Consider the following 20,479-nt stretch of genomic DNA (forward strand, 5'->3'; position numbering starts at 1 on the left):
CGTCACACCTCCGCCCCTTGTGGTCGGCGCGCCAGCAGGTCCCCGCAGAACGCGCTGACGGCGCGGTGCACCACGGTCGGCCGCTCCCAGGGCATGAAGTGGCCCGCGCCGCGTATCCAGAACGGCCCGACGGCCCGGGGGAACGCGAGGGCGCACCGCTCGTCCACGTGCTCGCCCAGGGTGACCTGGTCGGTGCCGATCATGATCAGCGCGGGCTGCTCCACGGGCCGGTCGGTCAGCTCCGGCCCGGACACGGGGCGGGTGCCCATGACCACCTCGTAGTCGGCGAACGAGGCGCGCAGCCGCGCGGCGTCCGCGTACGGCTCGGTGAGGAGCGCGAGGTCCTCCTCGCCGAAGGCGTCGGGCGGGCACCACATCCGGTGTCCGAAGAACTCGGCGACGTAGCGCCGCCGCCGCTCGGGCGTGTCCAGCTCGGCGACCAGCTCGTCCGCGTGCAGCCCCTGCCGCCGCTGGTAGTCGTACACGGCGGGCTTCGGGCGGCTCGCGGGTATCCCGGCGGCGGCGAACTCCTCCGGCAGGTCGGGCATCGAGTCGTCGAGTATCACCAGGCGGTCCACACGCCCGGGGTGACGTGTCGCCATGTCGATGGCCACCATCGCCCCCAGGTCGTGGCCCGCGACGACGGCGCGCTCCCAGCCCAGTGCGTCGAACAGCCCCGTCAGGTCGGAGGTGAAGGCGGCGAAGTCGTAGAAGCCGTCGGGTGCGAAGTCGGAGTCGCCGTAGCCGCGCAGGTCGGGGGCGACGACGTCGAACCCCGCGTCCGCCAGCGGCACTATGACGCGCGACCAGATCAGGCTCGTGCAGGGGAAGCCGTGCACGAGGAGCAGCGGCACGCCGCCCTCCCCGCGACGGCGGACCGCCAGCCGATGACCTTCACGGACGGTGACGAACGTGGGAGCGATGTTCATGAGGACATCATGCGCCACGGGTCTGACAATCGAGCCCGTACTTGGTCTGACCTGCGGATTCGCCGTCGTCAACGCCGGGCGGCGGGCCGCCGGAATCCGTTGCCGAGAGTAACCGCGTCTCGTGTGCGCCCCGGCTACCGCCCGCCGGTGACCGGCCTCGCGCCCGTGGCCCGCGCGACGATCGCCTCGTACGCCTCGGGCGAGGTCGTGTGCTCGCCCAGCGAGCACGACTTGCGCGACCCGTGGTAGTCGCTCGAACCGGTGGCCAGCAGCCCCAGATCCACCGCCATCGCGTCCAGGCGCAGGCGGGTGTCGAGGTCGTGGTCCATGTGGTCCACCTCCACCCCGTCGAGGCCCGCCGCCGCGAGCCGGGCGATCGCCTCGTCCGCCACGACCCGCCCCCGCTTGACGGCCATCGGGTGCGCGAACACCGCGACACCGCCCGCGCCGTGGACCAGGCCGATCGCGTCGAACGCGTCCAGCTCGTGCTTGCCCACGTGTGCCCGGCCGCTGTCGCCGATCCACTCCGGCGTGAACGCCTCGGAGACCGTCCCGATCACCCCGGCCTCCACCATCGCCTGCGCGATGTGCGGACGGCCCACGGCCCCCTGCGCGAGCGCCCGCACCCGTTCCCAGGTGATCGGCACACCCAGACCCTGGAGCCGCGCCACGATCGCCTGCGCCCTCGGCACCCGGTCGTCACGCAGCAGGTCACGCTCGCGCGCGAACGCGGGCTCCGCCGGGTCGAACAGGTAGGCCAGCATGTGGAGGCTCACGCCGTCGAGCACGCAGGAGATCTCCGCCCCCGGCACCAGCGTCAGCCCGGCGGGCAGCGCCGCCGCGGCCTCGTCGTGCCCCGCGACGGTGTCGTGGTCGGTCAGCGCCACCACGTCGAGCCCCGCAGCCGCCGCGGCGCGGACCAACTCGGCGGGCGAGTCGGTGCCGTCAGAAGCGGTGGAGTGGGCGTGCAGGTCGATGCGCACGGGTGCAAGGCTACGGCAGGCGGGCACAGCCCCCGGACGGGCCCGCGCGTCAGCCGTCCGGCCGCATCAGCCGGGGCGACAGCGCGCCGCAGGGCACGAGGTCGATCTCGGAGCCCGCGTCCCGCGCGTCGGTGAGCACCAGGTCCTCGTACAGCAACGGGCCGCAGCGCTCCGGCCACATCACGGCCCACAGCCACAGCCCCATCGCCTCGCCCGCGAACACGGCGCGGTCGGCGGGGGCGTCCTCGACGTGCCACAGCGGTGTGGGGCGTCCGGCGGCGAGCACCCTCGCCTCGGCCGCCTGCTCGGTGTGCAGCTTCGGCCCGGGATCGGGCCCGGGTATCCCCGCGTAGCGCGCGCCGAGCCCGACGCCTGGCTCCTCGGCGACCAGCACCAGCTCACCGGGGCCGCCCAGCGGACCGGGGCCCGTGCACGCGACGGCGGTGGCGCGCCCGCCGCTGCGGTCGTCACCGGCGCAGGCCACGCCGCTGAACAGCCAGCCGACAGGGAGGGGCCAGGGCATCCACACCGGCACCCTCGCCCGCTCCACCACGACGGTCAGGGCGCCGACGCTCGGAGGGACGACGGGCTGCACGGGATGGACGGTGCCGTGCGCGGCGCACTGCCACACGTCGGCGAACAGACTGGGCGCCCTCACCCGTCCACCACACTTCGGGCAACTGGGTTCGCCCCTCATGGGGAACAACAGTCCCTTCCACCTGTCGGTCCGTCAAGCTGTCTCACCCGCTGAGGGGTACCCCGGCCCGTAGGGGATCACGCGGGTCCACGCCGTGTGCCCGCCAGCGTTCGCGCAGGGCTTCGGCGCCGCGCGCGCGTTTCCAGGCGGTCTCGTGCGGCGTCATCGGCAGCAGCGGCAGGAACCGCACCGGATCCAGCGGCGCGGGCAGCGCGAGGTCGGGCACCGGGTCGCCCGGCTCGCCGACCAGGACCGAGGTGAACGGCGCGCCTGGCCACAGCGGTTCGCCGAGGTCCAGCGAGGCGCCCGGCGCCACGACGACGCCCTCCACCACAGGCGTCGCGGCGAGCACGGCCAGCGGGCGCAGCACACCGTCGGTGTCCGCCGCCCCCGCGCGGAACGTCAGCAGCAGCTCGGCACGCGGCCCCCGCGCCGGATCGGCGACGACCGCGGCCGGGTCGGCCATCGGCGCCCCCGACATGCCCAGCGTCGCGTAGCGCACCGTCACGCCGTCGGCGAAGCGCAGCACCTCCACGCGCTCGGTCCCCAGGAACGTGACGGAGGCGCGGGCGTCGGGCTCGCCCAGCGCGGCGCGCAGCCGCTCCTCGACCAGCGGCAGGACGGACACGGGCGACGTCATGGAACGCGTTCTCCTCGGACGACCAGCGCCAGCCCCGCGAGCACGACGGCCAGCGCCGGATAGGCGGCGGCGGGCGGGTACTGCCCCAGCCACACGGCGGCGACCAGCGCCGCCCCCGGCGTCTCCAACAGCAGCGCCGTGGACGTGACGGTCGGGCCGAGGCCGGACACCACGCGGTTGATCAGCGAGTGCCCCAGCAGCTGCGAGACCACCGTGACGGCCAGCAGCAGACCCCACGTCCGCGCACTGTAGTCCCCGCCGAGCGAGGCGCCCGTCGCGAGGCACAGGACGAGCATCAGCACGGCCGTGCAGCCGTAGCACAGGAACGTGTAGACGGTCGTGCTGGTGGTGCGCCGCACCTCGGCGCCGATCAGGACGTACACCGCCCCTGCGGCGCCGCCCCCCAGCGCAAGCGCGTCACCCGCCAGGGCCTCGGCCGACACGCTCAGGTCCACGCCGGTCAGCAGCAGCACCCCGCCGAACGCGACCGACGTCCCCAGCCACACCGCCAACGGCGGCCGGTGGCCCATGCAGCGCAGCAGCAGCGTCGTCCACAGCGGCGTCGTCGTCACCAGCGCGACGGACGAGGCGACCGACGTCATCCGCAGGCTGGGCAGCCACAGCGCGAAGTGCGCCGCCAGCGCCACCCCCGCCGCGCACGACAGCAGCAGCGTCCGCCGCCCCGCGCGTGCCAGCTCCCGGCGCAGCCCGGACCGCAGCAGGACGACGGGCGCCAGACCGGCGGCGGCGAGCCCGTTGCGCCAGAAGGCGATGGCCAGGGCCGGTGCGGCGGTCGCCGCTATCAGCGGCCCGGAGAGGGAGATGCCGGCGACGGCGACGGCGAGAAGCGTGAAGTCGAGCCGGTGCGCGGCGAAGGGGGAGGCGGGGACGGAGGGCACGGACGCGGCGGCGCGCGCAGCACGGCCGGGGGCCGCCCGGCGTTCCGTGCCGGGAGCGGACACGGCGCCTCCCTTCCTCCTCCGGCGCGCCCACGCCGGGGCCGCGCCTGTCGAGCATGCGGGCGCGCGGCCGTCCCGCACAAGCCCGGAACGCCGGAGGGCGGCCCGCCGTCGCGGACCGCCCGCGCGCCCTCAGGGCGCCGTTCGTGCGCACCGGCCGCGGCCGGTGTCGGTGGGAGGGGGTCAGACCGCCCCGAAGCCCACCCGGCGTGACGCCGGCCTGCCGATCTCGATGTAGGCGATCCGGTCGGCCGGGACGAGGATCTTGCGCCCGTTCACATCGACCAGGCTGAGCAACTTGGCGGTGCCGGAGAAGACGTCGGACACAGCGCCCTCCACGTCCTCGACAGACTGCCCGCTTTCGAGAACAATCTCGCGCGGCGTGTGCTGAACGCCGATCTTGATCTCCACGGCTTGTCCCTCCACTGGTCCGTTACTGGTCACAGGTTATCCGCGCCCACCCTGCGCCCGTCGCCGCCCTGCCACGCCGAGAGCGAACAGCCGCCGCCCCCGGGCGGGGGAGCGGCGGCCGACGGACGTGCGGTACGTGCCGTACGTCTCAGTGCTGCTGCATCGGGAAGCCCGCGATGCCGCGCCAGGCCAGCGACGCCGTCAGGTTCTTGGCGACGTCCCGGGGGATCGCGCGGTCCGAGCTGAGCCAGTGCCGCGCCGTCACCTGCGCCATGCCGCACAGGCTGACCGCGAGCAGCATCGCCTGCTCCTCCGGCAGGTCGGCGTCCTCGGAGATCAGCGGGCTGACGAGCTTCGCGCAGTCCTCCGCGACCTGGTCCACCCGCTCGCGCACGGCCGGTTCGTTCGTCAGGTCCGACTCGAAGACCAGCCGGAACGCGCCGCCCTCGTGCTGCACGTAGCTGAAGTACGCATCCATCGTCGCGGCGATGCGCTGCTTGTTGTCGTGCGTCGAGTCCAGCGCCTCGCGCACCGCCTGGACCAGCGCCTCGCAGTGCTGGTCGAGCAGCGCGAGGTACAGCTCAAGCTTCCCCGGGAAGTGCTGGTAGAGCACCGGCTTGCTGACCCCGGCCCGGTCGGCGATGTCGTCCATGGCCGCCGAGTGGTAACCCTGGGCGACGAACACCTCCTGCGCCGCGCCCAGCAGCTGGTTGCGTCGGGCCCGGCGCGGCAGGCGGGTGCCGCGGGGGCGAGCCTCGGTCTGCTCGGTGGCGCTCACGCCGCCTCCCGGTGTCTCAGGTTCGGTGGGCCGCGCGGCTCGGGGCCACGTGCCGTCCCGTCATCGTACGTTCGTGCCGTCGCGCAGCGTGCATCCGGCGGGGGACGATCTCACGCTGCGGACACCCTGTCGTCAGGGAAGGGACCCCTGGGGGCGCCGTGACCGGTGGTCACCGGTAGTCGTCGTCGCCCGCGCCGATCTCGCGGTCCTGCTCCGCCGCGTCGGCCGGATCGGCCTCGGCCGGGAGCCGCGTGCCCGGCCCGGGGTCCACCGGTTCCAGCAGCGGACGCCGCTGTTCCGCGGCGTCGGCCTCCGGCGTGCCGTCGGCCGGTCCCTCCCCGTCACCGGGGTACGGCCGCGCGGCGCGCTGTGCGTCGAGCGTCTCGTACCGCTCGGCCTCCTCGACGAGCCGCGCGTCGGGCAGCGGTTCGCCTGGGGGCCCGTTCTCCTTGCGTTCCCGTGGCATTGGCGGTCACCTCCGGACAACCGGCGGGTAACTCCCAGCGTAGGGGCGCGGGCCCCCGGACGCGAACCGGCCGGGAGCACGCCGTACGGCGTACGGCCGTTGCCGTGCTCGTAATATTGCGCCATGCCGAGCACCGAAGAGCAGCGCGTCGAGGCCGCACTCGCCGCGGCCGAGGGCTGGCCGGGGGTACGGGACGGGGAGACGCTGCGGTCCGTCGCACTCCCCGGGACGATCCTGGCGGTACGCCGCAGAGCCGCCGGACGCGACGGTCTCGACCCCGCCCTCTTCGTCCACGGCCTCGGCGGCTCCTCCCGCAACTGGTCGGCGCTGATGGCCCTCCTGGCCGACGAGGTCGAGTGCGAGGCCGTCGATCTGCCCGGCTTCGGCGCCTCCCCGCCGCCCGACGACGGGGACTACTCGGTGTACGGCCACGCGCGCGCCGTCGTCCGCATCATCGAGTCCTCGGGACGCGGCCCCGTGCACCTCTTCGGCAACTCCCTCGGCGGCGCCGCCGTCACCCGGGTCGCCGCCCTGCGCCCCGACCTGGTGCGCACGCTCACGCTCATCTCGCCCGCGCTGCCGGAACTGCCGCCGCAGCGCACCGCGCTGCCCACCGGACTGCTCGGCCTGCCGGGCATCCCCACGCTCGTGCGGCGCCTCACCCGTGACGTCTCCCCGGGGCAGCGGGCCCGCGAGGTGCTGCGGCTTTGCTACGGCAACCCCGAGCTGATCACCCCCGAGGAGCACGCCGCCGCCGAGGCGGAGCAGGAGAGACGTCAAGCACTTCCTTACTTCTGGGACTCGCTCAGCCGCAGCGCGCGTGGCATCGTGAACGCCTACACGCTCGGTGGGCAGCAGTCGTTGTGGCGGCAGGCGGAACGCGTCCTGGCGCCGACGCTGCTGATCTACGGGGCGCGGGACCGGCTCGTCGCGCTCAAGTCCGCGAAACGGGCGAGCCGGGCATTCGGGTGCTCCCGGCTGGTCGTCCTGCCGGAAGCCGGACATGTGGCGATGATGGAGTACCCAGCCGTCGTGGCCGGTGCGTTCCTCGACTTCAGGGCCGAGGGCGCCGAGACCACCGTCGTCACGGATGGCTGAGGGAGCCGCATGGACCACCGCGAGACCGCCGCCCCGTCCGCCGACGCGGAGACGGGCCCAGGACCGCGCCAGGAGTATCTGGATGCCTTCGAGGAAGACACCTTCGGACGACCGCAGCCCATCCCGAGGCAGCGCGCGGCGGAGCGGAAGAGCCCGTCGCCGGGCGGCCGTCACCGCCTCCCGCCGCAGCACGGGCGCCGACGCGTGCCCGGGGATAGCGGGGGCCGCCGGGCGGGCGGCCGTGGCAGGACGCTGACCGGGGTGGCCGCCGCGGCGGTCGTGACGGTGCTCACCGTGGCCGTCGCCGTGCAGGTCGCGGGCGGCGAGGACGACAGGTCGGCGCTGGTGCGCGGGACCGGCGGCGACGAGCGCGCGCCCGCCGCGAGCGGCCCCGCCGACGGCGGGCCCGAGACGCACGACGGCCCGTCGGGGCAGGAGCCCGAGGCCCTGTCGTCCCCGTCCGCCGAGACGCTGCCCGACGGCGAGCAGACGTACGACCGGATGATGATGACGATGTTCGCCATGGACCCGGAGCTGACCGGTTCAGGTGAGCTGGTGCCCGTGCCCGGCACCGACCCGGCGGACGACCCGGACGCGACCACCGTGCTGCGCTACCGGGTGGATGTCGAGGCGGGGCTCGGGCTCGACCCCGAGTTCTTCGCCGAGGTCGTCCACCGCACGCTCAACGACCCGCGCAGCTGGGGCAACGGCGGGGAGCGCAGCTTCGCCCGCGTCTCGGGCGGCGACCACGACTTCGTCGTCACCCTCGCCAGCCCCGGCACCGCCGCCGACTGGTGCGCGCGCTCGGGCCTCGACATCACCGAGGACAACGTCTCCTGCAACTCCTCGAACACCGAGCGCGTCATCATCAACGCCTGGCGCTGGGCGCAGGGTTCCGAGACGTACTTCGGCGACATCGCGGCGTACCGCCAGATGCTCGTCAACCACGAGGTCGGCCACCGGCTCGGCTACGGGCACGCGCTCTGCCCCGCCGACGGCGCGCTCGCCCCGGTGATGATGCAGCAGACCAAGTTCCTCGACACGGACGGGCTGACCTGCCTGCCGAACCCGTGGCCGCATCCGGACAACTGACCGACTCTCGAACCAATCGCGGTTAACGACCGGGGCGCGCTCCGAGTCACGAAACTTCACCCCTTCCGGTGGTGTGACGGACAACCGTCCGCCGTAACCGGCACATGTAGACATACCGTCTTGCCGTCATGGGAGAGACGTATGACAGGGGGTGCGCCGGTGCGCGTCGCGTTGCTGACCGAGGGTGGCTATCCGTACGCCCGTGGTGGATCGGCCGCCTGGTGCGACCGGCTGCTGCGCGGCCTGTCCCGGCACGACTTCGAGATCTGGGCGCTCAGCCGTAGCGGGCGGCAGGCCGCGGGGCCGCGCCGTCCGCTGCCGCCGAACGTCCGCCGCGTCCGCACCGCCGCGCTGTGGGGCCCGCCGCCCGGCGGCCCCTGGCGCGCGTACGGGCGGCCCGCGCGGCGCTTCGCCGAGTGCTTCGCCGACCTGGCCGCCGCCCTGTGCTCACGCCCCGCGCCCGGCACCGACCGCGCGCCGCTGGAGCGCGAGGGCGGGCCTCACGGGCAGGCGGACCGTTTCAGCAGCGCGCTCCTCGGCCTCGCCGCGCTCGCCGCCCGGCACCCGGGGCTCACCCGCTGGCTCTACTCCGAGCAGGCCGTCCGCCTCCTCGAAGCCGCCTGCCGCGCCCCCGGCGCCCCCCGGGCCGTACGCGCCGCCCGCGTCCCCGACCTGCTGGCCGTCACCGAACGGCTGGAGCGGGCGCTCCGGCCCCTCGGGCTCCTGCCGCCGGGCGCGGCCCCCGGCATCGACCTGTGCCACGCCGTGGGCGCCGGGCCCGTCGCGCTGCCCGCGCTCGTCGCCGCGCGGCTGCACGGCGTGCCGCTCCTCCTCACCGAGGAGACGGAACGGCCGGGCGCCGGGCGCGCGTTCGGCGCGGCGTACGCGGTGGCGCCCTCGGCGGCACGGGCGCCGGTACGGGCGCTGCTCGCCGCCTTCCAGGACCGGCTCGCGCGCGAGGTCCGCGCCGCAGCCTCGCTCGTCACGCCGGGCTGCGGCCCGCCCCCCGCCCCGCCCCCCACGCCCCAGGGCAGGCCGGGCCAGGCGGTCACGCTGGTGTGGGCCGACCGGATCGAACCGGCCAAGGACCTCGTCGGGCTCCTCCACGCGTTCCGCGCCGTACGGGCCGCCGAGCCCGCCGCCTCCCTGCGGATCGTGGACACCGGCGGCGCCCGCACGGACGCGGGGTACCTCGCGCGGTGCCGCGAGCTGGCCGGACGGCTGGTCCCCGGCGGCGTCTCGTTCACCAGCGCGGGCGCGCCCGCGTCGGCCGACGCCTGCCCGACGGCCGCCGTCGCGGTCCTCTCCAGCGTCGTGGAAGGCGTCCCCGTGCCCCTGATCGCCGCGATGGCGCGCGGGCACGCGACCGTCGCCACCGACGTCGGCGCGGCGGGGCGGGTCGTCGGCGGCGCCGGTGTCCTCGTGCCGCCGCTCGACCCCGCCGCGCTCGCCGCCGGTTGCCTCGCCCTGCTGCGCGACCCGGAACGCCGGGCCTCGCTCGGCGCGGCGGCCCGCGCGCGGGCCCGTGAACTGTTCACCGCCGACCACGGTGCCGCCGCCTACGGCGCCGTCTACCCCGAACTCCTCGCCATGGCGTCGGCCCCCCGGCCCGCTCCCCACCCGGACGCGGCAGGACACGGCACACCCCGTTCCGTGCCCTGCGCCTGACCGCCCGCGGTCCCCCCGCCGCCGTCCCCGACGCCCCACGCCCCACCTTCCCGAATCCCGACCCCCACGATTGATCGTGCACACACAAGGAGCACAGAGCCATGAGAGTGCTGCTTCTCGGCGCCGCCGGCTACCTGGGCCGGTTCGTCGCCGACCGGCTGCTCGCCGACCCCGCCGTCCAGCTCACCGCACTCGGCCGCGGTGACGACGCCGATGTCCGCTTCGACCTGTCCACCGGCAGCCCCGGCGCGCTGACCCGCTTCCTCGACGCCGTCCACCCCGGGGTGGTCATCAACTGCGCGGGCGCCATCCGCGGCACCGCCAGCGAGCTGGCCCGCCACAACACCGTCGCCACGGCGACGCTGTGCGAGTCGCTGCGCCGCAGCGGCTGCCGTGCCCGTCTCGTCCACATCGGCTGCGCCGCCGAGTACGGGCCCTCGCCGAACGGCTCCTCGATCGCCGAGGACGCCGTCGCGCGCCCGGGCGGTCCTTACGGCGTCAGCAAGCTCGCCGCCACCGAACTGGTCCTCGGCTCGGGGCTCGACGCGATCGTGCTGCGCGTCTTCTCCCCGACGGGCCCCGGCACCCCCGCCGGGTCGCCGCTCGGGCGGCTGGCCGACGCCCTGCGCCGCGCGATGCAGCACGGCGACACCGAGCTGAAGCTCGGCGGGCTCGCCGTCCACCGCGACTTCGTGGACGTCCGCGACGTCGCGCGCGCCGTGCACGCGGCGACGCTGTCCGCCGCCCAGGGCGTCGTCAACATCGGCACGGGCCACGCCGTACGGCTGCGCGAGGCCGCCGTCTCCCTGGCGCGGATCTCCGGCTTCACCGGGGCGCTGCACGAGCTGGAGGGGCCGTCCGTGCCCCGGCAGCTCCACGAGCCGGGCGGCCACCACCACACGCCCGCCGCCTCCCACCCCGTCGCGCCGCCCTACCCCGACGGCTGCGGCGGCTGGCAGCAGGCCGACGTCCGCACGGCCCGCGACCGCCTCGGCTGGCGCGCGCGGATCGGGCTTGAGGAGTCGCTCGCCGACATCTGGATGGAGGCCGCCTGCCGTATGTGACCGGCGCCCGGCCCGGCCGCCTGCCCGGACTGTGGAACGGGTGTCTCGGAATGGGACGGCGCGTGGCAGTGTTGGGGGAGAGTCACGACTGTTCCCTTAGACCTACGGAGTCCCCGTGTCGCTGCCACCCCTGGTAGAGCCGGCCGCCGAGCTCACCGTCGATGAGGTCCGCAGGTACTCCCGCCACCTGATCATCCCCGACGTCGGGATGGACGGGCAGAAGCGGCTGAAGAACGCCAAGGTGCTGGCTGTCGGCGCGGGCGGTCTGGGGTCGCCCGCGCTGATGTACCTGGCCGCCGCCGGGGTCGGCACGCTCGGCATCGTCGAGTTCGACACCGTGGACGAGTCCAACCTCCAGCGGCAGATCATCCACAGCCAGGCGGACATCGGCAAGTCCAAGGCGCTCTCCGCGAAGGAGACCGTCCAGGGCATCAACCCCCTCGTCCAGGTCAACCTGCACGAGGAGCGCCTGGACTCGTCCAACGTCATGGAGCTGTTCGCGCAGTACGACCTGATCGTCGATGGCACGGACAACTTCGCGACCCGCTACCTGGTCAACGACGCCTGCGTGCTGCTCGACAAGCCGTACGTGTGGGGCTCCATCTACCGGTTCGACGGGCAGGCGTCCGTCTTCTGGTCGGAGCACGGCCCCTGCTACCGCTGCCTCTACCCCGAGCCCCCGCCGCCCGGCATGGTCCCGTCCTGCGCCGAGGGCGGCGTGCTCGGCGTGCTGTGCGCGTCGGTCGGCTCCATCCAGGTCACCGAGGCCATCAAGCTGCTCGCCGGGATCGGCGACCCGCTGGTCGGCCGGCTGATGATCTACGACGCCCTGGAGATGACGTACCGCCAGGTCAAGGTCCGCAAGGACCCGGACTGCGCCGTCTGCGGCGACAACCCGACCGTCACCGAGCTGATCGACTACGAGGCGTTCTGCGGCGTCGTCTCCGACGAGGCCCAGGCGGCGGCGCTCGACTCCACGATCACGCCGCGCCAGCTCAAGGAGTGGATCGACGGTGACGAGAAGATCGACATCATCGACGTCCGCGAGCCGAACGAGTACGAGATCGTCTCGATCCCGGGCGCGCGCCTGATCCCGAAGAACGAGTTCCTGATGGGCAACGCGCTCAGCGACCTGCCGCAGGACCGGCGGATCGTCCTGCACTGCAAGACGGGCGTGCGCTCCGCCGAGGTGCTCGCGGTCCTGAAGAACGCGGGCTTCGCCGACGCCGTGCACGTGGGCGGCGGCGTCATCGGCTGGGTCAACCAGATCGAGCCGGAGAAGCCGGTCTACTGACCGGCGGCACGACGACGGACGACGGACGGCGGCGCCGGGGAAGCTCTCCCGGCGCCGCCGTCCGTCGTGTCCGGCGCCGTCACGTGACGTCCAGCACCACCTTGCCCGCGACGCGGCGGCCGAACAGCGCGTCCGCGCCCTCCACCGCCCGCTCCCACGGCCCGCGCCAGCCGATCTGCGCGTCGAGCCGCCCCTCGCCGAGCAGCCGGGCGAGATAGGCGAGGTCCGGCCCGAACGCGAACCGCGCGTCGCCCGTCGTCAGCCCGGTGCCGACGACGAACAGCTCAAGCCGCCTGTTGACCAGCTTGTGCGCCAGGTTCAGCACGGTCGGCTCGCCGGAGGCCGCCCCGATCTGCTGCACGACGCCGTGTTCCGCGACGAGGTCCAGCGCGTCCGCCAGCAGCGGCCCGCCGACGTTGTCCAGCACGCCGTGCACCGGCTCGTCCACGCCGTCCAGCCCGACGACCACCTGCGCCGCGCCCAGCTCCCGCAGGCCCCGGCCGCGTTCGGGCGCGCCCACCGAGGCGACGACGTCGGCGCCCGCCAGCGCGGCGAGCTGCACCGCGTACCGCCCGACGCCGCCGGACGCGCCGGTCACCAGCACCCGCCGCCCCAGCACCGCGCCGAGGCGCCGCACCGCGCGCAGCGCGCTCACCCCGGCGGACGGCAGCGCGGCGACGGCGCCCGGCTCCACCCCGTCGGGCAGCACCGCGAGGTCCCGGCCCGGCACGGCCTGCAGCTGCGCCCAGGCGCCGCCGCCGGGCGCGAACGACGCGACCCGCGTCCCCGCCGGGGGCCCCGAGCCGTCGGCGGCGGCCCGCAGCACGGTTCCGGCGCTGTCGCGGCCGACGACCTGCCCTGGCGGGTTGCCGCCGACGAGGTCCAGCTCGCCGAAGTTCAGGGAGACGGCCGCGACGCGCACCAGCGCCTCGTCGGGCGCCGGTTCAGGGGCGGGCACGTCGTCGGCCAGGCGCAGGCCGCGCGGCGCGTCGGGGTCGTGGATCAGGGCACGCATGGGGCGTTCTCCTCGCGAGAGCCGTGGGACGGCCTCATGCTCCGCGCCCCGCGCGCGGGCGGTCCAATACCCGCCGTCATGCCCATCGGTTATGGCCGGGCATTCCCGCGCCCGCGCCCGCGCTCAGGCCTCGCAGGTCGTCCCGTCGTCCGGCACGCGCCCGTCGAGGAGGTAGGCGTTCGCCTTGTCGCGCACGCAGTCGTTGCCGCTGTTGTACGCGCCGTGCCCCTCGCCCTCGTACGTCAGCTCGACGGCGACGTCGTCGCCCAGCGCGTCCTTCATGTGCTCCGTGCCCTCGAACGGGGTCGCCGGGTCGCCCGTCGTGCCGATCAGCAGGATGGGGGCGGAGCCCTTCGCCTCGACGTCCGGGTGGTCGTGGCGGCCCCGGACGGGCCAGTAGGTGCACGACAGCATGCCCCAGGCCATCGGCGGCCCGAAGACCGCCGACGCGTCCTCGAACTGGTCGAGCCGGTCCCGGACGTGGTCCACCGAGTACCGCGCCTTGGAGTCGGCGCAGTTGATGGCCGTCAGCGACGACTGGAGCGTGGAGTACGTGCCGTCGGGGTTGCGGCCGTTCATCGAGTCGCCCAGGGAGAGCAGGACGGTGCCGTCGCGGGCGTCGCCCGACAGCGCGTCGTCCAGGCCCTGGGTGAGGTACGGCCAGAAGTCCTCCGAGTACAGCGACTGGGCGATGCCGTTCCAGGCCAGGGACTGCGTCAGCTCCCTGCCCTCCGGGTCCTGCGTGCGCAGGGGGTGGTCGCGCAGCCGGTCGAGGAAGCGGCCGAGCCGGTCCTCCGCCTCGTCCTTGTCGCCGCCGAGCGGGCAGTCGTCGTCCTGCGTGCAGTGGTCGAGGTAGCTGCCGAGCGCGAGCTGGAAGCCCCTGGCCTGGCCGAGGGCGCCCTGCTCGCTGTCGCCCGTCGGGTCCACGACGGCGTCGAGCAGTGCCCGGCCGACGCGGCGCGGGAAGAGGTGCGCGTAGACGCCGCCGAGCTCCGTGCCGTAGGAGATGCCGAAGTAGTGCAGCTTCCGGTCGCCGAGCACCTCGCGCATCAGGTCCATGTCCCGCGCGGTGGCGGTCGTCGTGAGGTGCGGCAGCAGGTCGCCCGAGCGTTCCTCGCAGCCGCGCGCGAAGTCCTTCAGCCGGTCGGTGAACTCCCGGCGCTCGCGGGCCGTACGGGGGTCGGCGTCGGCGGCGAAGAAGGCGTCGAGCCCCCGGTCGTCCAGGCACTGCACGCCCTCGCTGTCGCCGACGCCGCGCGGGTCGAAGCTGACCAGGTCGTAGCGCTTGTTCAGCTCGGCGTAGTCCCGGCCGAACGCGGGCAGCGTCGCGACGCCCGAGCCGCCCGGGCCGCCGAAGTTGAACAGCAGCGAGCCGAGGCGCCGCTCGCCCTTCGCGTCGGTGCGGGCCCTGATCATGGCGAGGTCGATCGTGTCGCCCTCCGGGTCCGTGTAGTCCAGGGGCGCCGTCAGCGTCGCGCACTCCCACGCGGCCCCGTCGGGCAGCGGCGTGGGGGACGTCTCGGGGCCCTGGGCCGGGTCGGTGCTCGGGCAGGCCGACCAGTCGAGGCGCTGGCCGGTGAGGGAGTCGGGCAGGTCGGACGTGTCGGTGGCGCGCCCGTCGGCCGCGGGCCGCAGCGAGCCCGGGTCCGCGCCGCCCGTCCCCCCGCCGCAGGCGGCGGTGGTCAGCAGCGCGGCAAGGGCAAGGCAGGACGGCGCGACGAGTCGGGCACGGCGCATACGGGCTCCCATCGATTGCTCCGACAGGCCCATCGTCGGCGCGCCCGCCGCGCCCCGCCCCCGCAGGACGTCAACCGGGTGAGCGGCGCACCGACCCCAGCCAGCGCCCGCGCAGCCCCACGATCACGGCCGCCGCGATCAGCAGCAGGAGCAGCGAGACGGCGGTGGCCGCCTCCGGGTCCTCCTGGAGCAGCAGGTACACCTTGAGGGGGAGCGTCTGCGTCGTGCCCTCCAGATTGCCCGCGAACGTGATGGTCGCGCCGAACTCGCCCAGCGCGCGCGCCCAGCACAGCGCCGCCCCCGCCGCGAGCGACGGCCCGACCATCGGCAGCGTGACGAGGCGCAGCGTCGTCAGCGGGCCCGCGCCCATCGTCGCGGCGGCCTCCTCGTACTGCGGCTCGATCCCGGCGAGCGCGCCCTCCAGGGTGATGACGAGGAACGGCATCGACACGAACACGGCGGCCAGCACCGCGCCCGCCGTGCTGAACGGCAGGTTGACGCCGATCGACTCCAGCGGCCCGCCCAGCAGCCCGCGCCGCCCGAGCCCCCGCAGCAGCGCCACCCCGGCGACCGTCGGCGGCAGCACCATCGGCAGGATGACGAGGCAGCGCACCGCCGTCCTGCCGGGGAAGTCGGTGCGCGCCAGCAGCCAGGCCAGCGGGACACCGACCGCGACGGACAGGACCAGCGCCCAGCCGGAGACGAGCAATGACAGCCGCAGCGCCTCGACGACGGACGGCTCCGTCAGCCGGGCCCCCAGGTCGTGCCAGGGCGCGTCGGCGACGATGCCGAGCAGCGGGACCAGCAGGAACGCGACGGCCAGCAGCGCGGGCAGCGCGAGCGTCAGGGGCGGGCGGTGCCGGACGCGGGTCGTCGTCCGGCCGCCGCCGCGCCGAGGTGTCACGGGGCGAGGAAGCCCGCGTCGGCCAGGACCGCCTGCGCCTCGTCGGACAGCAGCCACTCCACGAAGTCCGCCGCGGCCTCGGCGTTCTCCGACTCGGTCAGCGCGGCGGCCGGGTAGGCGGCGAGGACGTTGTCCTCCTCGGGGATCGGCACGGTGCGGACCGCGTCCTCCCCTGCGGCGGTCGCGTCCGTGACGTAGACGAGCCCCGCGTCGGCCTCGCCCAGCTCCACCTTGCTGAGGACGGCGCGGACGTTCGGCTCCTCCGAGTCGGGCTGCGCGTCGATGCCGAGGGCGTCCAGGATCTCGCGGCCGTACCGCCCGGCCGGGACCTCGGGCGCGGCCAGGACGAGCCGCAGGTCGGAGTCGGCCAGATCGGTCAGGTCGTCCACGCCGCCCGGGTCGTCGGGCGGGGTGACGAGGGTGAGCGCGTTGCGGGCGATGACGGACGGGTCCTCGGTGAGGTCGGCGACACCGTCCATCGTCGTGGTGTCGGCGGTCACCAGGACGTCGGCGGGCACGCCCTCCTGGACCTGGGCGGCCAATTCCTGGGAACCGGCGAACGAGAAGGTCAGCGTCACGCCGTCGTTGGCCGCCTCGTACACCTCCGCCGCGTCCTCGAACACGTCGGTGAGGGAGGCGGCGGCCAGCACCGTCAGCTCGACGGACTCACCACCGCCGCTCGCGGACGGCGAGGCGCCCGAGGCGTCGTCCCCGTCCGAGGAGTCGTCGGAGCCGCACGCCGCGAGCAGGGCGACGGCGAGGACGGCGGGCAGGGCCCGGGTGAGACGGGAAAGCGGCGGCATTGAGTACCTCACACCGTGTCGATGTGGACGTTGGTGGCCTTCACCCGGGCGACGGCCTCCATGCCGACGGCCAGGCCCAGCTCCTCGACGGCCTCGCGGGTCAGCAGCGAGACGAGCCGGTGCGGGCCCGCCTGGACCTCCACCTGGGCCGCCACGTCGCCGAGCCTGACGGCCGTGATGATGCCGGGGAACGCGTTCCGCGCGGAGGTGTACGGGGCGTCGTCGCCCTCGCCCGTGCCGTCGGCGGCGAGCGCCGCGGCGAAGGCGGCGAGGTCCACGCCGTCGATCAGCCGCTTGCCCGCGTCGTCACGGCGGGTCGGCAGCCGTCCGGCGTCCGCCCAGCGGCGGACGGTGTCGGGGCTGACCCCGAGCAGTCGGGCGGCGCGGCCGATTCCGTAGGAACGCATGTGCGGCACGTTATGCGGCGCGGGCTCGCGGACGCAAGGCGGCGACGGCCTCACGGCTCGCATCCGCGGCCTGTGAGGCGACGCCGCGTCAGGCCGCGTCTAGATGGCGCCCTTCCTGGTCAGTTGCGTGAACGCCAGCCAGCCGGGCAGCACCGGCAGCCAGAAGGTCATCAGCCGGAACAGCAGCACCGCGCCCAGCGCCGCGTGGTCCGGCACCCCGAACCCGGCGAGACCCGCGCTCAGCGCGAACTCGACCGCCCCGACACCGCCCGGCGTCGGCGCCGCGGAGCCCAGCGCGTTCCCCGCCAGGAAGACGACCGCGATCGTCGGATAGCTCAGCTCCCACCCGAACGCGCGCAGCGACGCGTCCAGGCACATCACGAACGCCAGCGTCATCAGCAGCATCCCGCCGATGCCGAGCAGCAGCTTCTTCGGCCGCTGCACGACGTCCAGCATCCGCGGCACGACACCCGCGAACAGCGTACGGACCCGCTCCGACAACGACTTCCGCAGCCGCGGCACGGCCGTGATGATCAGCACCGCCACCGCCACCGTCAACAGCCCCGCGATCACGGTCCTCGACGGCGACAGCGACGGCGTGTGCTCCTCGCCCGTGATGTACCCGAAGATCGCCAGCAGCGCCACATGGCTGCCGAGCCCGAACAGCTGCGACGCCCCGACGCTCGCCACCGCGTGCCCCGGCCGCAGGCCCTGCCGCTGGAGATAGCGGGTGTTGAGCGCGACGCCACCCACCGCGGCCGGTGCCACCAGCTTCACGAACGACCCGGCGACCTGCGTGATCACCGTCCGCCCGTACGGCACCTTCTCCGGCACGAACCCCAGCAGACTCATCGCTGCCGCAAAGTAGGTGAGCGCCGAGAACAGCGCCGCGACGATGACCCAGCCCCAGTTCGCGTCCTCCCAGACCCGCTGGAACTCCGGCGTGATGATCTGGATGGACAGGAAGTACGCCGCGAACACGGCGGCGATGATCGTGACGAGCGTGCGCGGCTTGATGCGCTCGACCCTGGCGGGCTCTATCGGCGCCTGCGGCCTGATCAGCAGCACCTGCTGACGGATCAGCGACAGCAGGTCCTGCTCGCGCGCCGTGTCGAGCGCCTCCTCCATGACCTGCTTCTCGGCCTGCCTGGCGGCCCGCACGGTCTTCCGGTCGGCGTTCTCCGGCAGGCTGCCGCGCGCCTCGCGGTAGGCCCGCGTCGCCTCCAGCACGGCCTGCCGCTCCCGGCCCGAGCGCTCCCGCGCCAGCTGCCGCAGCGTCCCGCGCGTACTGCGGCTCAGCGCGATGGGCTGGAGCAGCGGCAGGCTGTCCGCCACCGTGTCCGGGCCGAGCACGGCCACGGCCGCCGCCACCGTCCGCTCCGCGCCCACGCGCAGCCCGAACGTCGTCAACAGCTGCGCCACGTCCATGCGCAGCAGCAAATCCCCGGCGGCGATCTCGCCGCCGCGCAGATCCGTCAGGAAGACGGTGCCCTGGTGCCCGACCAGCAGCGAGCCCCCGTCGAGGCGCCGGTGCGCGATACGCCGCGACTGGAGCGCCGTCACCTGCTGCCAGGCCGCCTCCATCAACGCGTCCGTGATCTCGTCGTCCGGCAGCGAGTCGAGGTCACGCCCGCCGATGTGCTCGTAGACCAGCATCACCGCGTCAGGGCCCAGCTCCGAGGTGGCGATGAGCTTCGGCGCGTTCGCCCCCGCGGCGATGGCGGCGTACGACAGCAGCGCCTCCTGTTCGAGGGCCTGACGCAGCGACGGCAGACTGCGCCGCTGCGTGATGCCGCGCAACGCCAGCCGCCGCCACAGGCGGTAGAAGAACCCCTGCGCCTGCTGGGCGCGGTCCACGACCGTCACGTCCAGCGGCGGGCCGTCCTCCAGCGTCACCAGATAGCGGCGCGACGGCTCGCTGTAGTCGCTGCGGTCACGCTTGGCGCGCCGCTCCGCCTCGTCCGGGTCCTCGGCCCGCAGCGCGCTCACCGGGCGGAACCCGACGTGACGCAGCCCGGCCAGCAACTGCTGCCCCGTGGGCCGCACGTTCGGCGAACCCACCGTGTACAGCGTCGCGTAGGCGATGGTCCAGCCGATCAGCAGCGTGACGACGATGGAGAACGGCGTCGTGTACCCGGCGACCAGCACGGCCACCCCGTCCAGCAGCAGCACCGACCACATCGCCAGCCGCCACCGCGGCCGGTGCGTCATCCCGACCGCCGTCGCGTACGCGATGACCGGCGCCAGGTAGTCGTGCACGGGATCGGTCAGCCCGCCGCCCGGCGCCTCGCGCGTCAGCGCGTTCTGCACCGAGTCGGGCGACATGCGCGCCACCCACAGACTGAACGTCAGCGACACCCCGTGCGCCAGCACGGCCGCCAGCACACCGTCCGCGATGCGCAGCCCGTCCCGCTTCACCAGCCGCTCGATGGCGAACGCCACCGGCACCACCAGCACGGCCACGCTCGACACGAACCCGACGAAACTGATCAGCAGCGAAGGCGCCTGCTCCGCGCCTGCGTCCACGTCGTGCTCGATGCCCTCGGTCGTGCCGATGGCCCAGGTCGCCAGCGCCAGCACCACGCCGATACCGAGCAGGCCGAGCAGCACGCGCAGCAGGTCCGCCGGCCGGTGCACCCGCGCCGCGAGGATCGGCTCGTCGCCGTCCACCGGCCCCGGCGCACCCCCCGGGCCCTCGACACCCGTGCCGTCCGGCACGTCCGGCACGTCCGGCAGGTCACCGACCCTCGTCGCGCCCAGCACCGGTTCCTCGCCCCGGTCACCCGAACGCCGCACACGCTCTTCCTCGCCCCGTATCACCGGCCGTGCCCCCGCGCCTCTCCTCGTCCCGGGGCCACCCGCCAGCTCCCACGTGCGTACGTCACCGTGATCCCCCCCGTGCTGGGACGATAGTGGCACGCGAGACGCCCGGCACGGGCCGCCCCGTGACATACGGCACGATGGGCGGCATGGCCGAGCCCACCGCGCCCCATCAGATCGGCGAGTACGCCGACCAGGTCCTGTCGGTCGTCGAACACATCCCGCCAGGACGGGTTCTCACCTACGGCGACGTCGCGGCGGCCGTCGGACGCGGTGGCCCACGCCAGGTCGGGCATGTCATGGCCCAGTACGGCGGCGCCGTCCCGTGGTGGCGCGTGGTCCGCGCCGACGGCCGACTCCTCCCCGGCCACGAACGGCGCGCCCTGGAGAACTACCGCGCCGAGGGCACCCCCCTGCGCGACGCCACCGACCCCGGCACCTACCCGCGCGTGGACATGCGCCAGGCCCGCGCCGACGGCGCGGCGCCCTGAGACACGCCGCAGGGCGCGGTGTCCGGTGCCGTCGGGAACGAGCCTCACACGTACCAGCATCCCGTACGGCGCCCCCACCCATCGGCTGGCCGGTCCGACCGGGGGACACCGGCGGCGCCGTGCGCGCGCCGCACCGGGAGGCGTACGGTCGTCATTCCGCCGGAACCGCCCGAACCGCCCGCCGTCCGTCCGGCCGTGCCGCCACAAGGCGCGCCGGTCTCCC

At 74.6% G+C, this 20,479-nt stretch carries 19 protein-coding genes and 1 pseudogene; 6 read left to right on the plus strand and 14 right to left on the minus strand.

From position 1 onward, the window contains the following. Positions 1–2: 2 nt before the first annotated feature. From IF27_RS22810 to IF27_RS22845, 8 genes are all read right to left on the minus strand, one after another. Positions 3–929 (minus strand): alpha/beta fold hydrolase, encoded by a 927-nt coding sequence (locus IF27_RS22810; RefSeq protein WP_052851586.1) that lies wholly within the window; start codon positions 927–929, stop codon positions 3–5. A 134-nt stretch (positions 930–1,063) separates the two neighbouring features. Beyond that, complete coding sequence (locus tag IF27_RS22815) at positions 1,064–1,912, minus strand: PHP domain-containing protein (protein WP_052851587.1); 849 nt, start codon at positions 1,910–1,912, stop codon at positions 1,064–1,066. Positions 1,913–1,961: 49 nt separating this feature from the next. Next, positions 1,962–2,609 carry a DUF6758 family protein gene (locus IF27_RS22820; protein WP_052851589.1) on the minus strand — a complete coding sequence of 216 codons (648 nt, stop codon included), beginning with the start codon at positions 2,607–2,609 and terminating at the stop codon, positions 1,962–1,964. 43 nt (positions 2,610–2,652) lie between these two features. Then, complete coding sequence (locus tag IF27_RS22825; protein WP_052851591.1) at positions 2,653–3,249, minus strand: suppressor of fused domain protein; 597 nt, start codon at positions 3,247–3,249, stop codon at positions 2,653–2,655. Then, positions 3,246–4,211, minus strand: coding sequence for a DMT family transporter (locus tag IF27_RS22830; protein ID WP_110946159.1), 966 nt, complete (start codon positions 4,209–4,211; stop codon positions 3,246–3,248). Before IF27_RS22830 ends, IF27_RS22825 begins: the two co-directional genes overlap by 4 nt. A 180-nt stretch (positions 4,212–4,391) precedes the next feature. Further along, positions 4,392–4,619 (minus strand): DUF3107 domain-containing protein, encoded by a 228-nt coding sequence (locus tag IF27_RS22835; RefSeq protein WP_052851593.1) that lies wholly within the window; start codon positions 4,617–4,619, stop codon positions 4,392–4,394. Positions 4,620–4,767: 148 nt separating this feature from the next. Beyond that, positions 4,768–5,397 (minus strand): TetR/AcrR family transcriptional regulator, encoded by a 630-nt coding sequence (locus IF27_RS22840; RefSeq protein WP_052851595.1) that lies wholly within the window; start codon positions 5,395–5,397, stop codon positions 4,768–4,770. A 169-nt stretch (positions 5,398–5,566) separates the two neighbouring features. Further along, entirely contained in the window at positions 5,567–5,863 is a 297-nt protein-coding gene (locus IF27_RS22845) for a hypothetical protein (RefSeq protein ID WP_052851597.1), read from the minus strand. Between the two features lie 123 nt (positions 5,864–5,986). Between IF27_RS22845 and IF27_RS22850 the strand changes: the two genes are divergently transcribed. The 5 genes from IF27_RS22850 to moeZ all read left to right on the plus strand — a co-directional run bounded on the left by IF27_RS22850 (position 5,987) and on the right by moeZ (position 12,079). Continuing rightward, entirely contained in the window at positions 5,987–6,961 is a 975-nt protein-coding gene (locus tag IF27_RS22850; protein ID WP_052851598.1) for an alpha/beta fold hydrolase, read from the plus strand. Between the two features lie 9 nt (positions 6,962–6,970). Continuing rightward, complete coding sequence (locus IF27_RS22855; protein WP_110946160.1) at positions 6,971–8,053, plus strand: DUF3152 domain-containing protein; 1,083 nt, start codon at positions 6,971–6,973, stop codon at positions 8,051–8,053. A gap of 141 nt (positions 8,054–8,194) precedes the next feature. Then, entirely contained in the window at positions 8,195–9,721 is a 1,527-nt protein-coding gene (locus IF27_RS22860; protein ID WP_223291168.1) for a DUF3492 domain-containing protein, read from the plus strand. Positions 9,722–9,822: 101 nt separating this feature from the next. Then, positions 9,823–10,785, plus strand: coding sequence for an NAD-dependent epimerase/dehydratase family protein (locus IF27_RS22865; protein ID WP_052851600.1), 963 nt, complete (start codon positions 9,823–9,825; stop codon positions 10,783–10,785). Positions 10,786–10,900: 115 nt separating this feature from the next. After that, positions 10,901–12,079: an adenylyltransferase/sulfurtransferase MoeZ gene (gene moeZ, locus IF27_RS22870; protein ID WP_052851601.1), complete on the plus strand. Its 1,179-nt coding sequence runs from the start codon at positions 10,901–10,903 to the stop codon at positions 12,077–12,079. Positions 12,080–12,158: 79 nt separating this feature from the next. Here moeZ and IF27_RS22875 read toward each other — a convergent pair whose 3' ends face one another. From IF27_RS22875 to IF27_RS22900, 6 genes and pseudogenes are all read right to left on the minus strand, one after another. Beyond that, the gene (locus IF27_RS22875; protein ID WP_052851602.1) at positions 12,159–13,094 is read right to left on the minus strand and encodes a zinc-binding dehydrogenase; all 936 of its coding nucleotides are present in this window, start codon (positions 13,092–13,094) and stop codon (positions 12,159–12,161) included. 123 nt (positions 13,095–13,217) lie between these two features. Then, the gene (locus IF27_RS22880) at positions 13,218–14,831 is read right to left on the minus strand and encodes an alpha/beta hydrolase (protein WP_110946161.1); all 1,614 of its coding nucleotides are present in this window, start codon (positions 14,829–14,831) and stop codon (positions 13,218–13,220) included. Between the two features lie 91 nt (positions 14,832–14,922). Continuing rightward, positions 14,923–15,735, minus strand: a pseudogene (locus IF27_RS22885) (ABC transporter permease); the annotation flags it as partial. Next, entirely contained in the window at positions 15,732–16,538 is an 807-nt protein-coding gene (gene modA / locus IF27_RS22890; RefSeq protein WP_052851605.1) for a molybdate ABC transporter substrate-binding protein, read from the minus strand. The pseudogene IF27_RS22885 and the gene modA, both read right to left, overlap by 4 nt. A gap of 8 nt (positions 16,539–16,546) precedes the next feature. Next, complete coding sequence (locus tag IF27_RS22895) at positions 16,547–16,945, minus strand: TOBE domain-containing protein (protein ID WP_052851606.1); 399 nt, start codon at positions 16,943–16,945, stop codon at positions 16,547–16,549. 99 nt (positions 16,946–17,044) lie between these two features. Then, entirely contained in the window at positions 17,045–19,741 is a 2,697-nt protein-coding gene (locus tag IF27_RS22900; RefSeq protein WP_420822045.1) for a lysylphosphatidylglycerol synthase transmembrane domain-containing protein, read from the minus strand. Positions 19,742–19,905: 164 nt separating this feature from the next. On the opposite strand from IF27_RS22900, the gene IF27_RS22905 reads away from it, so the two are divergent. Next, the gene (locus IF27_RS22905; RefSeq protein WP_110946175.1) at positions 19,906–20,256 is read left to right on the plus strand and encodes an MGMT family protein; all 351 of its coding nucleotides are present in this window, start codon (positions 19,906–19,908) and stop codon (positions 20,254–20,256) included. The last annotated feature ends 223 nt before the right edge of the window (positions 20,257–20,479 follow it).

This window comes from Streptomyces avicenniae, from assembly GCF_000719135.1.
Taxonomy (GTDB): Bacteria; Actinomycetota; Actinomycetes; order Streptomycetales; family Streptomycetaceae; genus Streptomyces; species Streptomyces avicenniae.

What these genes read in the sequence shown, in the direction of transcription:
- IF27_RS22810 (WP_052851586.1), bottom strand. Translation starts at nt 929, where the DNA reads ATGAACATCGCTCCCACGTTCGTCACCGTCCGTGAAGGTCATCGGCTG.
- IF27_RS22820 (WP_052851589.1), bottom strand. Translation starts at nt 2,609, where the DNA reads ATGAGGGGCGAACCCAGTTGCCCGAAGTGTGGTGGACGGGTGAGGGCG.
- IF27_RS22825 (WP_052851591.1), bottom strand. Translation starts at nt 3,249, where the DNA reads ATGACGTCGCCCGTGTCCGTCCTGCCGCTGGTCGAGGAGCGGCTGCGC.
- IF27_RS22845 (WP_052851597.1), bottom strand. Translation starts at nt 5,863, where the DNA reads ATGCCACGGGAACGCAAGGAGAACGGGCCCCCAGGCGAACCGCTGCCC.
- IF27_RS22850 (WP_052851598.1), top strand. Translation starts at nt 5,987, where the DNA reads ATGCCGAGCACCGAAGAGCAGCGCGTCGAGGCCGCACTCGCCGCGGCC.
- IF27_RS22855 (WP_110946160.1), top strand. Translation starts at nt 6,971, where the DNA reads ATGGACCACCGCGAGACCGCCGCCCCGTCCGCCGACGCGGAGACGGGC.
- IF27_RS22860 (WP_223291168.1), top strand. Translation starts at nt 8,195, where the DNA reads ATGACAGGGGGTGCGCCGGTGCGCGTCGCGTTGCTGACCGAGGGTGGC.
- IF27_RS22865 (WP_052851600.1), top strand. Translation starts at nt 9,823, where the DNA reads ATGAGAGTGCTGCTTCTCGGCGCCGCCGGCTACCTGGGCCGGTTCGTC.
- IF27_RS22875 (WP_052851602.1), bottom strand. Translation starts at nt 13,094, where the DNA reads ATGCGTGCCCTGATCCACGACCCCGACGCGCCGCGCGGCCTGCGCCTG.
- IF27_RS22880 (WP_110946161.1), bottom strand. Translation starts at nt 14,831, where the DNA reads ATGCGCCGTGCCCGACTCGTCGCGCCGTCCTGCCTTGCCCTTGCCGCG.
- modA (WP_052851605.1), bottom strand. Translation starts at nt 16,538, where the DNA reads ATGCCGCCGCTTTCCCGTCTCACCCGGGCCCTGCCCGCCGTCCTCGCC.
- IF27_RS22895 (WP_052851606.1), bottom strand. Translation starts at nt 16,945, where the DNA reads ATGCGTTCCTACGGAATCGGCCGCGCCGCCCGACTGCTCGGGGTCAGC.
- IF27_RS22905 (WP_110946175.1), top strand. Translation starts at nt 19,906, where the DNA reads ATGGGCGGCATGGCCGAGCCCACCGCGCCCCATCAGATCGGCGAGTAC.